The organism is Saccharopolyspora dendranthemae, assembly GCF_007829955.1.
In the GTDB taxonomy this organism is placed as follows: domain Bacteria; phylum Actinomycetota; class Actinomycetes; order Mycobacteriales; family Pseudonocardiaceae; genus Saccharopolyspora; species Saccharopolyspora dendranthemae.
The window spans coordinates 349,437-362,651 of record NZ_VIWX01000001.1 but is presented as its reverse complement, the minus strand read 5'-3'; the positions used below and the strand labels follow the sequence as shown (position 1 = coordinate 362,651).

Annotated in this window: 16 protein-coding genes; 9 read left to right on the top strand and 7 right to left on the bottom strand. The window is 69.6% G+C overall.

Annotation, left to right across the window (positions count from 1 at the left end):
• Positions 1-50 precede the first annotated feature (50 nt).
• The gene (gabT, locus tag FHU35_RS01640) at positions 51-1,382 is read right to left on the bottom strand and encodes a 4-aminobutyrate--2-oxoglutarate transaminase (protein ID WP_145735980.1); all 1,332 of its coding nucleotides are present in this window, start codon (positions 1,380-1,382) and stop codon (positions 51-53) included.
• Positions 1,383-1,464: 82 nt separating this feature from the next.
• Here gabT and FHU35_RS01635 point away from each other — a divergent pair, with 82 nt between their 5' ends.
• Positions 1,465-2,352, top strand: coding sequence for a LysR family transcriptional regulator (locus FHU35_RS01635; protein WP_145735977.1), 888 nt, complete (start codon positions 1,465-1,467; stop codon positions 2,350-2,352).
• A gap of 15 nt (positions 2,353-2,367) precedes the next feature.
• Here FHU35_RS01635 and FHU35_RS01630 read toward each other — a convergent pair whose 3' ends face one another.
• Complete coding sequence (locus FHU35_RS01630) at positions 2,368-2,955, bottom strand: hypothetical protein (protein WP_145735974.1); 588 nt, start codon at positions 2,953-2,955, stop codon at positions 2,368-2,370.
• A gap of 352 nt (positions 2,956-3,307) precedes the next feature.
• Entirely contained in the window at positions 3,308-3,772 is a 465-nt protein-coding gene (locus FHU35_RS01625) for a VOC family protein (protein WP_145735972.1), read from the bottom strand.
• Between the two features lie 420 nt (positions 3,773-4,192).
• Between FHU35_RS01625 and FHU35_RS01620 the strand changes: the two genes are divergently transcribed.
• The 3 genes from FHU35_RS01620 (at position 4,193) to FHU35_RS01610 (ending at position 6,257) form a co-directional block, all read left to right on the top strand.
• Positions 4,193-4,678, top strand: a complete 486-nt coding sequence (locus FHU35_RS01620; RefSeq protein ID WP_222429258.1) for a MarR family winged helix-turn-helix transcriptional regulator — start codon at positions 4,193-4,195, stop codon at positions 4,676-4,678.
• Positions 4,675-5,679, top strand: coding sequence for a pirin family protein (locus FHU35_RS01615; RefSeq protein WP_145735971.1), 1,005 nt, complete (start codon positions 4,675-4,677; stop codon positions 5,677-5,679). Before FHU35_RS01620 ends, FHU35_RS01615 begins: the two co-directional genes overlap by 4 nt.
• A gap of 62 nt (positions 5,680-5,741) precedes the next feature.
• Positions 5,742-6,257 (top strand): carboxymuconolactone decarboxylase family protein, encoded by a 516-nt coding sequence (locus FHU35_RS01610; protein ID WP_246110012.1) that lies wholly within the window; start codon positions 5,742-5,744, stop codon positions 6,255-6,257.
• A 16-nt stretch (positions 6,258-6,273) separates the two neighbouring features.
• On the opposite strand, the gene FHU35_RS01605 is transcribed toward FHU35_RS01610, so the two are convergent.
• Positions 6,274-7,056 (bottom strand): IclR family transcriptional regulator, encoded by a 783-nt coding sequence (locus FHU35_RS01605; RefSeq protein ID WP_145735968.1) that lies wholly within the window; start codon positions 7,054-7,056, stop codon positions 6,274-6,276.
• Positions 7,057-7,216: 160 nt separating this feature from the next.
• Between FHU35_RS01605 and FHU35_RS01600 the strand changes: the two genes are divergently transcribed.
• From FHU35_RS01600 to FHU35_RS01580, 5 genes are all read left to right on the top strand, one after another.
• Entirely contained in the window at positions 7,217-7,927 is a 711-nt protein-coding gene (locus tag FHU35_RS01600) for a CoA transferase subunit A (RefSeq protein WP_145735965.1), read from the top strand.
• Between the two features lie 10 nt (positions 7,928-7,937).
• Positions 7,938-8,585 (top strand): 3-oxoacid CoA-transferase subunit B, encoded by a 648-nt coding sequence (locus FHU35_RS01595; RefSeq protein WP_145735963.1) that lies wholly within the window; start codon positions 7,938-7,940, stop codon positions 8,583-8,585.
• Between the two features lie 255 nt (positions 8,586-8,840).
• On the top strand, positions 8,841-10,259 hold the full coding sequence (locus tag FHU35_RS01590; RefSeq protein WP_145735960.1) for a fatty acid desaturase: 1,419 nt from the start codon (positions 8,841-8,843) through the stop codon (positions 10,257-10,259).
• Positions 10,256-10,450, top strand: coding sequence for a ferredoxin (locus FHU35_RS01585; RefSeq protein ID WP_145735956.1), 195 nt, complete (start codon positions 10,256-10,258; stop codon positions 10,448-10,450). Before FHU35_RS01590 ends, FHU35_RS01585 begins: the two co-directional genes overlap by 4 nt.
• Positions 10,443-11,615 carry an NAD(P)/FAD-dependent oxidoreductase gene (locus tag FHU35_RS01580; RefSeq protein WP_145735953.1) on the top strand — a complete coding sequence of 391 codons (1,173 nt, stop codon included), beginning with the start codon at positions 10,443-10,445 and terminating at the stop codon, positions 11,613-11,615. Before FHU35_RS01585 ends, FHU35_RS01580 begins: the two co-directional genes overlap by 8 nt.
• A 56-nt stretch (positions 11,616-11,671) precedes the next feature.
• On the opposite strand, the gene FHU35_RS01575 is transcribed toward FHU35_RS01580, so the two are convergent.
• From FHU35_RS01575 to FHU35_RS30115, 3 genes are read right to left on the bottom strand one after another with little or no spacing between them, the layout of a single operon-like run.
• Positions 11,672-12,871 (bottom strand): PucR family transcriptional regulator, encoded by a 1,200-nt coding sequence (locus tag FHU35_RS01575; protein ID WP_145735951.1) that lies wholly within the window; start codon positions 12,869-12,871, stop codon positions 11,672-11,674.
• A complete protein-coding gene (locus FHU35_RS30120; protein WP_281290200.1) occupies positions 12,868-12,990 on the bottom strand; it encodes a hypothetical protein in 123 nt (40 codons plus the stop codon). Before FHU35_RS30120 ends, FHU35_RS01575 begins: the two co-directional genes overlap by 4 nt.
• Before the next feature lie 12 nt (positions 12,991-13,002).
• Complete coding sequence (locus FHU35_RS30115; protein ID WP_281290199.1) at positions 13,003-13,128, bottom strand: hypothetical protein; 126 nt, start codon at positions 13,126-13,128, stop codon at positions 13,003-13,005.
• Positions 13,129-13,215 lie beyond the last annotated feature (87 nt).

Below are 13,215 nucleotides of genomic sequence, written 5' to 3'. Positions count from 1 at the left end.
CCCGGTCCTGGAAGGGGTTCGGTGCGACGGGCTGGTTCGGTGGCCGGGGATCAGGACCCGGCGATGTCGGCGAGGGCGTCGGCGAAGACGTCGAGCCCGTCCTGCAGCAGGTCGTCGCTGATCGACAGCGGCGGCAGCAGCCGCACGACGTTGCCGAAGGTGCCGCAGGTCAGCAGGACCACACCGCGCGAGTGGGCCGCTGCGGCGACGGCTCGCGCGAGGTCCGCGTCCGGCTCGCGGGTTCCACCGCGCACCAGCTCGACGGCGATCATCGCGCCTCGTCCGCGCACGTCGCCGATCCGCTTGTCCTCGTCCTGCAACCGCAACAACCGGCTGGTGAGCACCTGCTCGATGCGCTGGGCCCGCTCGACGAGACCGCCGGCCTCGATCGTCTCGATGGTGGCGAGAGCGGCGGCGCAGGCGAGCGGGTTGCCGCCGTAGGTGCCGCCCAGACCACCGGCGTGAGCGGCGTCCATGATTTCGGCGCGACCGGTGACCGCCGACAGCGGGAGACCGTCGGCGATGCCCTTCGCGGTGACCACCAGATCGGGCACGACGCCCTCGTGCTCGCTGGCGAACATCGCGCCGGTGCGGGCGAATCCGGTCTGCACCTCATCGGCGATGAACACGACACCGCGATCCCGGCACCAGTCGGCCAAGGCGGGCAGGAAGCCCTCGGCGGGCGCGATGAAACCGCCCTCGCCCTGGATCGGCTCGATCACCACGGCGGCCGGGTCGCCGACCTGCTTCTCGATCATCTCGATCGCCCGCCGAGCCGCGGTCGGACCGTCGAGGTCGTCGCGGTACGGGTAGGACCCGGGGGCCCGGTACACCTCGGGCGCGAACGGGCCGAAGCCGTGCTTGTAGGGCATCGATTTCGCGGTGAGCGACATCGTGAGGTTCGTTCGCCCGTGGTAGGCGTGGTCGAAGGCGACCACCGCCTGCCGGCCGGTGCTCGCGCGGGCGATCTTGACGGCGTTCTCGACCGCCTCCGCCCCGGAGTTGAACAGCACGGACCGCTTCTCGTGCGTTCCGGGCGTCATCCGGTTGAGGTTCTCGGCGACCTCCACGTAGCCCTCGTAGGGCGTGACCATGAAGCAGGTGTGGGTGAACGCCTCCACCTGTTCGCGCACCGCGTCGACGACCCGAGGCGCGCTCGAACCGACCGTGGTGACGGCGATCCCGGATCCGAAGTCGATCAGCGAGTTGCCGTCGACGTCCTCGATGACGCCGCCGCTCGCGCGCGTCGCGAACACGGGCATGACCGTGCCCACGCCGCCGGCGACGGCATCGTGCTTGCGCGCCATGAGCGCTCTCGATCGGGGGCCGGGGATCTCGGTCGTGAGGTGGCGACGCTGGGGGACGGGGCTCGGGGGAGTCATGCCTCCATCGTTGGACGAGATGGCCATGCCGTCCAATGCCTGTTCTGATCGGGAGCCATGCCGATGAGGCATACTGTCAGGCATGGAGCTGCGCACGCTTCGCTACTTCGTCGCGGTCGCGGAGCACGGCTCGGTCAGCGCTGCTGCCGAGGTCGTGCACGTGACCCAGCCGGCGCTGTCCCGGCAGATCCGGCAGCTCGAGCAGCAGCTGCGGCTCGGGCTCTTCGACCGCCGCGGCAACCAGCTCGAACTCACCGCCGCCGGGGTCCAGTTCCTGCCGGTCGCGCGCGACGTGCTGCGGCGGGCGGACGAGGCGGTGTCGGCTGCCGAGGCGTTCGCCGCCGGTCATCTCGTGCACGTGACCATCGCAGCACCGACCACCACGCTCACCGACGTGATCGCACCGTTCCTGGCGACCTTCGGACCGCACGACCCCTTGCCGACGGTCGTCGAGCGGTCGGGCACGGAAGCGCTGCGCGAGGGCGCGGATCTCGCCATCACGACCCACCCGCCCCGAGCCGGGTGGGGATCGCTCCCGCTGGCGGTGCTCCCGCTGTGGGCTTACGTCCCGGCAGGTCACCGCTGGGCGCGGCGCACGTCGGTCGGGCTGGACGAGCTGGCCGGTGACCGTCTCGTGGTGCTCGAACCCTCGTTCCGCCCGAGGCAGATCCTGCAGGAGTCCCTGGAGGCCGACGGGCTCGCCGAGCCGGAACTGGTCGAGTGCGGGAACGCCCAAGTCGCGCAGGCGCTGGCCGCAGCGGGCCGCGGCGTCGCCATCGTGACCGACGACCCGCGATTCGACCTCCACGGGTTGCGGATCGACAGCGACCGCGGCCCGCTGCGGATCAGGCTGCACGCCGCCTGGGCGCGCGAGCACCACGCCGCCCCCGCGCTCGCCGGCATAGCCGAGCGCTTGAGGACGTTCTGCGGAACCCGCTACGGCACCGACGTCGTCCCGGATGCGCCCTGACCCCTGCCTGCGGGGTCAGGCCTTGGCGACCGTTTCGGCCGATTGAGCCGCCGGACGCTTGAAGGGGGTCATGATGGCGACGTTGAACCACCCGAGGAACGCGCCGAGCAATCCGCCCAGCACCGCGGGCACCGAGGTGATCAGCGGCAGCCACACGCTGTCGGTCGCCAGCGACAGGCCGCCGAAGTTCGTGTAGATCCCGATGAAGTACGTGGCCAGGCCCATCGACAGCCCGTTGAAGAAGGGGAGCGTCCCGGTGTCCTGCGCGAACGGCAGGAACTGCATCACGTAGATGATCGGGAGCAGGGCCACCGGCAGGCCGATGATGAAGGCCAGGTCGCCGCTCGCGACGAGCATGGCGTCGCCCAGGGCGATTCCGACGAGAAGCGAGAAGATCAGTGCGATCGCGGCGCTGACGACGCCGCTGAGGAAGGACGGGATCACGACGCGGAGCACGGTCGGTTTCGCGCCCAGCGCGAAGTACTCGGCCCACACGATGAACGCCAGCCACAATGGCAGCGACCACGCGCCCAGCCACAGGCCGAACGGCATGGCGATGGCGACGGTCACCGGCACGGCCACCCAGAGCGGAATGGACTTCATTGCTGCTCCTCAGGAGGATCGACTCCGCTGACCGACCTCTAGGTGCGCCTAAGACCGGGACCGGGCCCGCACGCGCACTTCTCGTGAACGGGCGGGTACCGGTGAGCGGCGCAGGACGGCGACGGGCCCCGCTCAGGTGGCGGGACCGTCGTCGCCGGTCATGGAGCCGTCGAGTAGGTCATCACCAGAGTTCCACCCGTGGGCCCGTTGCGCATGCCGCGTACGACGAAAGTGGCTCCGTTCGCGAACATCTCGTACCCGAATGTCGCAATGACCGTCGTCAGGGGCGAAAGATCCTCAGGTGGAGTCCCGGACTCGCCGGATTTCCGTGCAGAGCATCCCGAGGAGCGGCTCAGCCGCTCATGGCTTGGGCCATGCGGCGGGACATCTCCTCCTCGGACACGTCCTCGACGTGCGTGGCGACGCTCCAGCGGTGGCCGAAGGGGTCTTCGAACTCCCCGCTCCGGTCGCCGTAGAACTTGTCCTCGACCCCGCTGAGCTCCGTCGAACCGGCCTGGACGGCCTTCTGGAACACGTCGTCGACGTCCTCGACGTACACGTAGAGAACCACCGGCGTTCCGCCGATCGTTCTCGGGCTGCGGGCGCCCATCTCGGGTGCTTCATCGGCGAGCATGATCACCGCGTCGCCGATGGCGATCTCGGCGTGCGCGATCTTGCCGTTCTGCATGGGCATTCGCATGCGCTCGGTCGCGCCGAGCACGCGGCAGTAGAAGTCGATCGCGGCATTGGCGTCGTCGATGCACAGGTAGGTGGTGACCCGCGGAAAATCGCCTGGGATTGGTTGAACCTCGCTCATGGCTCCCCCTCGTTCGAGCGACGTACCCCGCGCTGGCCGCCTCGGGGGCCAGTTGCGAAATCTACTCGGCCCACGCGCGATCCGCCTCTGATCCCCACGTCCGCAGAGGGTGTCTCGCGGAAAAGCCGATCATTCCGGAAGAATAGTCTTGACATCGACGAACGTCGCTTCAGGGCAGAGGAATTCGATGTTCGCGCGAGGTGCGTGGCGTGTGAGGGTTGTCCGCAGGGCGCTGCCCTGGATCCGTTCTGCCGCGGTCCCGCTCCGTGACGTGGGGGAAGTTCTCATGAAAACTTCCCCCACCCACGGGGTCCAGGTTGCCTGGGGAGGTGCAGGTCGTCTCCACGTACCCCCGGAGTCCTCAGAGCCCGGCCGTCGCGAAGTATTTCAAGATTTGAAACAACCGGTAGGGTCGATCAGGTGGAACTCTGGGAGACGTCGCGGCAGCGGAGGGCGTGGCGGCCCTACATCGAGTCGAGCGTGCTGCTGGAGACGCGGCTCGACGAGGACCTGCGGGCGTCGTCGGGGATGAGCCTGCTGGATTTCCACCTGCTGCTGGTGTTGTCCGAGAGCGAGTCGCACCGGCTGCGGATGGGGGAGCTGGCCTCGCGCTTGGTCTTCTCGCCGAGCCGGCTGACCTACCAGATCCAGGTGCTGGAACGGCGGGGCTGGGTGCTGCGCCAGTCCGCGCCGGACGATCGTCGGGGCCACCACGCGGTGTTGACCGCCTCCGGACTGGTGGCGCTGCGCGAAGCGGACCGCCACCACATCGAGACGGTGCGGCGGTTGTTCACCGATGATCTCGCGAAACACGAGTTGCAGGTCGTCGCGGACGTGTTCACGCGGTTGAGATCCCGGCTGCACGACACCGGCAGGCCGGGAACGGGGGAAGAGGAGCCCGGATGAGCAATGTCGAAGACGAGCCGGCCGAGCGGTCGATGTGCACGGCCGGAGAGCCGATCACGACCGAGCCGAACGCGGAGCTCCTGCTCCCGCGCGAGGTCCCGCTGGGCGGGCCGCGGGCGATGCTGGTGCGGCGTGCGCTGCCCAACAGGGACCGGCGGATGGTCGGGGCGTGGTGCTTCGTCGACTCCTACGGGCCGACCGACATCACCGGCCAGGAGGGGATGCAGGTCCCGCCGCACCCGCACATCGGGCTGCAGACGGTGACCTGGCTGGTCGACGGCGAGGTGTGGCACCAGGACAGCGTCGGGAGCCGCCAGATGGTGCGTCCCGGCGATCTGCCGCTGATGACCGCGGGACACGGCATCGCGCATTCCGAGCAGTCGCCGCCGGACCACTCGTCGAACCTCTACGGGGCGCAGCTGTGGGTCGCGCTGCCCGAGGGAGCGCGGGAGGTGGCACCGGCTTTCGAGTTCCACACCGAGCTTCCGCGGCACGAGCTCGAGCAGGGCGCCATCACCGTTCTCGTCGGCAGCGTGGACGGGTCGGTGTCGCCGGCCACGACCTATTCGCCGATGGTCGGCGCGAGTCTGGACGTCGTTGCCGGTGGACGGATCGCGGTTCCGCTCGAGACGGATTTCGAGCACGCGATCCTCGCGCTGTCCCCGGGCATCAGCGTCGAGGACGTGGAGGTCCCGGTGGGGGCGATGCTCTACCTGGGTCAGGGCCGCCGCGAGGTCGCGCTCTCCGCTGCGTCCGAAGGGCGCGCGCTGCTCCTGGGCGGAGAGCCGTTCCAGGAGGACCTGGTGATGTGGTGGAACTTCGTCGGCCGCAGTCACGACGACATCGTGACCGCCCGCGCTGCCTGGGAGGGTGAGCGCGACACCGACCTGCTCGACCGGCGCTTCGGTCCCGTGTCCGGCTACGAAGGCGCCGCGCTGCCCGCGCCGGTGCTGCCGAACGCGCGGCTGCAGGCCAAGGGGCGTTACCGCCCGCACCCCTGACCCGCTCGTACGAGACCAACCCACCCGGTGCCGTCCGGCATCACAACCCCGAAAGGGCGGGCATGGCTGAGAACGCCACCGCGGCCACGGGCGCGGACCCGATGACCGACCGGATCTTCCTCGACAAGCAGACCCCGACGGTGTTCAAGGCGCTGACCGCGACCGCGGCCGAGATCAGCGCGCAGGCCGGTGATCTCGGCCTGGAGCGGACGCTGCTGGAACTGGTGAACATCCGGGCCTCCCAGCTCAACGGGTGCGCGTACTGCCTGGACCTCCACACCCGTCGTGCGCTCGACGCCGGCGAGACCTCCCAGCGGCTGGCGGTGCTGCCCGGATGGCGCGACACCGAGCTGTTCACCGCACGCGAGCGCGCAGCGCTCGAGCTGTCCGAAGCGGTGACCCTGGTCGCCGACCAGCGTCCCGACGACGCCACCTACGCGCGGGCCCGCACGGCGCTGACCGACGACGAGGTCTCGCTGGTGCTCTGGGCCGCGATCACCATCAACGCGTTCAACCGCGTGTCCATCCTCTCGCGTCATCCCCTCCGCAGCCCTCGCCGCACGCGCAGCGAGCCCTGAGGCGCGGCAGCCGGTTCTAGGTCTGGGCCGGATCGTTGCTGGTGAGGGTGCGTCCGAGGGCGTGCGCTTCGTGCAGGAGCAGGGCGCCGAGTTCGGGCCGGCGGTCCGGGCGGAATCGGGTCTCGATGCCGGTGAGCGTCAGGGCCCACGCCGGTTTCCCGGTGCGGTCGAACACGGCGGCGGCCATGCCCCAGCTCCCCTCGACCACCAGGCCGGGGTTGACGGCGTAGCCGTCGCGGCGGGTCTGGGCGATGCGGGTGCGCACGGCGTCGGGGGAGTGCGCCGGACCCCAGCGCTCGGTCAGATCGGTGTTGTCGAGGTAGGCGTCGACCTCGGCGTCGTCGAGGAGGGCGAGGATGACCAGTCCTGCGGAGACGACTCCGAGCGGGAACCGGGCCCCTTCGTAGAGCACGAACGACCGGATCGGGAAGTCGCCGTCCTCGCGGAGCAGGCACACCGTCTCCTCGCCGCGCAGAGCGGAGAAGAACGCGCTCTCACCGGTGGTGGCGGCCAGGCGGTGGACGCTCGCGCGGGCGTGGTGGGTGACGTCGTAGCGGGTGCCTGCCGTCTGGCCCAGCAGGAAGAGCTCGGGTCCCAGGAACCACCGGCCGGTGCGCCGCTCGCGGTCGACGAAGCCCTCCGCTGCCAGCGAGCTGAGCAGGCGGTGCACGGTCGGCCGGGGGAGGCCGGTGGCGCGGGCGAGATCGGTGGTCGCCGCACCGGCCTCGTTGGTGGCTGACAGCGCGCGGAGCACGGAGCCGACGCGGCCGACCAGGTGGTCGTTCGAGCTGTCACCCATGCGCTCATCCTAGCGTTCGCTGAGTGGACGCGGTGACCGGATCTCGGCCGCTCCGCGAGCACATGTCGCCGCGATCGTGCCGGACCATTGCGGTGAACAGGTCGTCTTGGGTGTACTGCCCGCGTTCAGTGAGCGGACCGGTGAGGCGAGGGGTGATGAGGTGTCCAAGCTCCGATCGAGTGCGGCGGAGGCGCTGGCCGAGGTTCTCGAAGACGGGATGACGCTGGCCGTCGGCGGCTTCGGCCTGTGCGGTGTGCCCAACGACCTGATCGAGGTCGTGCGCGACAGCGGGGTCAGCGGTCTGACGGTGGTGTCCAACAACATGGGTGCGGACGGCAAGGGTCTGGGCCTGCTGCTGGAGAACCGGCAGGTGGCCAAGGTGATCGCCTCCTACGTGGGTGAGAACAAGCTGTTCGCCCAGCAGTACCTGGACGGGGAGCTGGTGCTGGAGTTCGCGCCGCAGGGCACGTTGTCGGAGCGGCTGCGCGCAGGCGGGGCGGGGATCGCCGCCTTCTACACCCGCGCGGGTGTGGGCACGCCGATCGCCGAGGGCAAGCCGCTGGCCGAGTTCGACGGGCGGACCTACGTCCAGGAGCGCGGGATCGTCGCTGACGTCGCGTTGGTGCACGCGCACACCGCGGACCCCGCGGGCAACCTCGTCTACCGGGCGGCCGCGCGGAACTTCAATCCCGTGGTGGCGACCTGCGCGAGGGCCACGGTGGTCGAGGCCGAGCACCTCAGCGAGGACCACCTGGACCCGGAACGGGTCATCACCCCGGGCATCCACGTCGATCGGCTGGTCCGCGCCCGGCACCGGATCAAGGACATCGAGAAGCGCACGGTGCGTCCCCGCGACGCGTCGGCCGCATAGGAGCGAACTCATGACCTGGAATCGCGAGGAGATGGCGGCGATCGCCGCCGCCGAACTCAGCGACGGCGACTACGTCAACCTCGGCATCGGCATCCCGACGCTGGTCGCCAACCACATCCCCGACGGCGTGCGGGTGACGTTGCAGAGCGAGAACGGTCTGCTGGGCTTGGGTCCGTTCCCGCTGGAGGGTGACGAAGACGCCGACCTCATCAACGCCGGCAAGCAGACCGTCACGGTCAACCCCGGTGCGAGCTACTTCGACTCGGCGCAGTCGTTCGCGATGATGCGCGGCGGGCACATCGACATCGCCGTCCTGGGCGCGCTGCAGGTGAGCGAAGCCGGTGATCTGGCGAACTGGATGATTCCCGGATCCCTGGTGAAGGGCATGGGCGGCGCCATGGACCTGGTCGTCGGTGCGCGCCGGATCGTCGTGCTCACCGATCACGTGGCCAAGGACGGCACCCCGAAGATCGTCGAGCGGTGCACGCTGCCGCTGACGGGTGCGGGCGTGGTCAACCGGATCGTCACCGATCACGCCGTCCTCGACGCGAAAGCCGATGGCCTGCACCTGGTCGCGCTCGCACCTGGCGTCACCGAGGACGAGGTTCGGGACAAGACCGCAGCACCGATCCGGGAACCGCTCACGACGACGGCGTGAGCGTCCTGCGGGCGGCGCGTTTCCGGTGCGGGCGTTCTGAAACTCGCCTCCCCGCACGGGACGTGGTGAGCCGGTGGGCGGTCCGACCGCCTCCGCACGAGGTGCGTTCAGCTCGCGGTTCGGCCGGCGCAGCACCTCGAGCTCCTTCGTGCGTACGCACAAAAATCGGGTGCGAACTCGGCGAGTTCTGACGGAGACGTGCGGTGCGTGCGGCCGTCACTCTGGCAAGAGGTTTGATCTCTTGTAGGAGGCACCATGCCACTCGAAGCCAGCGGCACCGTCGCCGAGGGCACGACCGGGCGGTGGCGCGATCAGAAGCGCTACCTCTGGTTGCTCGGGCTCGTCGTCCCTTCCATGGCCTTCATCGCGATCTTCGGCAAGGAAGTCCTCGGCATCTCCGCCCTGCTCTGGACCGGTCCTCTGATCGTCCTGGTCATCGTCCCGCTGATCGATTTCCTGGTGGGCTTGGACCGCTCCAACCCGCCGGACGACGTGATCGAAGCGCTGGAGGAGGACCGGTACTACCGCTACATCACCTTCGCCTTCCTGCCCGTCCAGTACGCCGGTTTCGTCTGCGCGATGTACCTCATCGTCGCCAGGGACTGGCCGGTGATCGACAAGATCGGGCTGGCAGCGACGATCGGGTTCATCGGCGGGATCGGCATCAACACCGCTCACGAGCTCGGGCACAAGAAGGAGAGCCACGAGCGGTGGCTGTCGAAGATCGCTCTCGCGCAGAGCTTCTACGGCCACTTCTACATCGAGCACAACCGCGGCCACCACGTCCGCGTCGCGACTCCCGAGGATCCCGCCAGCTCCAGGATCGGTGAGAACTTCTACCGCTTCTGGGTGCGCACCGTGTCGGGTTCGCTGAAGAGCGCGTGGAACCTGGAGAAGCGCCGCTACCAGCGCAAGGGAACCCACCCGTTCCACCTCGGCAACGACGTCCTCAACTCCTGGATGATGACCGCGGTGCTGTGGGGCGGGCTGGTGGCCTGGCTCGGGCCGGAGGTCCTGCCGTACCTGCTGCTGCAGGGCGTCATCGGGTTCTCCTTGCTGGAGGTCGTGAACTACCTGGAGCACTACGGGATGCTGCGGCAGGAGGTCGCCAGCGGGAAGACCCGGCGCTACGAGCGGGTTCAGCCCTCGCACAGCTGGAATTCCAACAACATCGCCACCAACGTGCTGCTCTACCACCTGCAGAGGCACAGCGATCACCACGCCAACCCGACGCGCCGCTACCAGGTGTTGCGCGACTACCAGGAGAGCCCGGTGCTCCCGACCGGGTACGCCGGGATGATCGTCCTCGCGCTGGTGCCCCCGCTCTGGCGCCGGGTGATGGACCACCGCGTCGTGGCCCACTTCGACGGCGACGTGCGTCTGGCGAACGTCCAGCCGGGCAAGACCCATCGGTTGCTGCGGCGGTTCCCGACGCAGGCCGCGGAGGTCGGCGCAGCGGTGAAGACCGACGCCACCCGGCAGGAGTTCGGTGACGACGTGCACGCGGCGCGGTGCCCGGGGTGCGGCTACACCTACGAGGTCGCGACGGGCGATGAAGCCGAGGGCTTCGCCGCGGGAACCGCGTGGAAGGACGTCCCGGACGACTGGTGCTGCCCGGACTGCGGCGTCCGGGAGAAGGTCGACTTCGTTCCGCTGAAGGAGAGTGTCCAGTGAGCAGGATCGAGGCGGACCGGACGGTCTGCGAAGGCATCGGGATGTGCGAGGCGCAAGCCCACGAGTACTTCGAGGTCGGTGACGAGGGCTCCGTCGACGTGCTGGCGGAGCACGTGCCCGAAGGCGACCGCGCGTTCGTGCGCGCTGCGGTCGAGTCCTGTCCGGTTTCGGCCCTGCGGCTCGTTGACTGAGGCGCCGGGCGGGCGGCTGGTCGTCGTCGGCTCCTCGGTCGCCGGAGTTCGGGCGGTCGAGGGCGCGCGCAGGGCGGGATGGGCCGGTCCGATCACGCTGCTCGGGTCCGAGAACCACCCGCCCTACGACCGCCCGCCGCTGTCGAAGGAGCTGCTGGCACCCGACGGGCCGACCGGTGTTCCGCGGCTCCGTTCGGCGGAATCGCTGGAAGCGCTGGAGGTGGAGATCCGTGCCCGGGTCACCGCGACCTCGCTCCACGCGGACCGCCGGGTCATCGCGACCACGGACGGGGAGATCGGTTACGACGCGCTGGTGATCGCCACCGGCGGGAGGGCCCGGCGGCTTCCCGGAACCGCCGGTCTCGCCGGTGTGCACGCGATCCGGGACTACGCCGACGCCGTGGCCTTGCGTCATGCCCTGGACACCGCCTCCCGGGTCGTGGTGATCGGTGCCGGGTTCATCGGGAGCGAGGTGGCCTCGGCCGCGCGAGAGCGGGGCCTGGCGGTGACGCTCGTGGAGGCTGCGGCGCAGCCCCTGGCCCGGGCGATCGGTCCGGTCGCGGCCGGCATGCTGGCGGGACTCCACGACATCGGCGGCTCCCGCCTCGTCCTCGGGACGTCCGTGCAGCGCGTGGCCCACGACGGTGGTCAGGTGGTCGGCGTCGAGCTCGGCACGGGTGAGGTTCTGCCCGCCGACGTGGTCGTGCCGGGAATCGGCTCGATCCCGTGCGCGGAGTGGCTGGCGCGCAGCGGGATCGGCGTGGACCCGGCCACCGGCGGAGTCGTCGTCGACGACGCTCTGGCGACCAGCATCCCCGGAGTGTGGGCGGCGGGTGACGTGGCATGCCTCGGCCACCACGCGACCCAGCACTGGACGACCGCGGCGGAGCAGGGACGGGTCGCCGGAGCGAACGCGGCAGGCGCGGGCGAGCGGTTCGGTGCGGTGCCCTTCGGGTGGTCGCAGTGGTACGGGCATCGGATCCAGACCGTCGGGACCACGACCGGTGTCACCGAGGAGGTCATCGACGAGGGGCTGGTGCTCAGCCGTGACGGCGATGAGCTCGTCGGCGCGGTGGCGATCGACCAGCCCCGCGCACTCGCACGCGTGCGGCGCGCCCTGCTCGCCCGGTCCCGTTCCGAAACGGCGGCTCGGGCCGAGGGGTGATCGCGCAAATCGCCCCGCTCAACGGTGCGGGCTGAGTCCCGCACCGGAAACAACGACTACCGCCGCGATTCTGAAACGACTCCCAAGAACGCGTCGTAGTAGTCCAGGGCGAGCAGCACATCCCCGGCACGTGTCTGGAGCGGATGGCCGAGCAACCGCTCGGCCTGTCCCACCCGGTAGCGGACGGTGTTCTTGTGCACGCCGAGGGCCGTCGCCACCGCCTCGGCGCCACCGGGAGTGGACAGGGCGGCACGGGTCGTCTGGCGCAGCTTGCCCGCTCCGCCGTCGGCCAGGCCGCGCAGAACGCGCCGGGTGAATCGTTCCGCGGCACGCGGATCCTGGGCCAGCAGCGTCAGCGCGGCCACGTCGTCGTAGCAGGTCAACGGCTGTCGGCGTCCTTCAACCAACGCGACCGATTGCGCCTCCCGCGCATCGCGGTGGGCGTCGGCGAACCCCTCCACGGCCTCAGCGGGGCCACCTGTCGTCACCCGGACCGCGCACGGGTCGATGCCGGTGGGGTCCAGTTCCGGCAGCTCATCGGAGCGGACCCACGCCCAGACCTCTCGGCCGCCGGGCCTGACCACCACCGCAGGAGCGCGCCCGATCTGCCCGACGAGAACCATCAACGACGGTTCCAGCGATGAGATCGAGTCCGCGGTCACGGCCCGCGCGATCAACGCGATGTGGGAACCGCTCACCGGGTAGCCGCCGAGAGCGGCCGAGAGCTCGGTCGGATCTTCGGCTCGACCCGACAGCAGGCCCGCAACCGCCTCGTAGCGGTGCGCGTCGCCGCGTTGCTGGATTCGCGAGACCTCTTGCTGGTGAAGCACAACCGACTTCTCAACCGAGGAGTTGAACCATTGGACCGCCTTGCCCCAGAACCAGACGAGCAGCGCCTCGTGATCCAGCTCGGACGGCGCGTTGGCCACCACCTCGACGGCGAACTCCCACGACGCCTCTTGAGCGACCCGATAGATCCTGAGCAGGACCGGTAGCCCGAGATGACGACGGGCGAGTTCGACCGGGAGCTGCCTGGCCGCCGGCACCAACTCGAACTCGGCCTCGGTCGAGACGCGATCGAGGAAGGCCAGCCAGTGCTGCTCAACGGTCTCCACCAACATCGGCCGGAGATCGTCCGGAAGATCGTCGACGCCTTCGACGATCGCCACGCCGATCCGTTCGACCCAGGACGCGACGTTGTCCTGAGCCCGGTGAGCCTCGGCGAACGATTCCAGCCACTGCGTCAGATCAGTCATGGGCGGACCCGGCGCAGGAAGAGGTCCTCTCGCCGCGTCACGCGACCGGACAGCACGCACACCACACCCATCACCGCTGGGCCTTCCTCGTTCTCGCCTGCCATCAGGAACGCGGACACGTCAACGCGCGCTCAGCCGCCGGCATCGCGTCGACGGAGAAGATCTCCCATCTTTCCGAAGAACCAGCCGGACAGCGGCAGCAGGAGCGGCGAGAACATGAGCAGGTAGATCGCCAGCATGCTCGGAAGCAGATCCATCATGAAATCCCCACGAGGTAGGTGTTCATCGATTCGTTGATTCCGAAAAAGCGCGCGACGAAACGAAAAACCCTCCGGGAGTTCTTC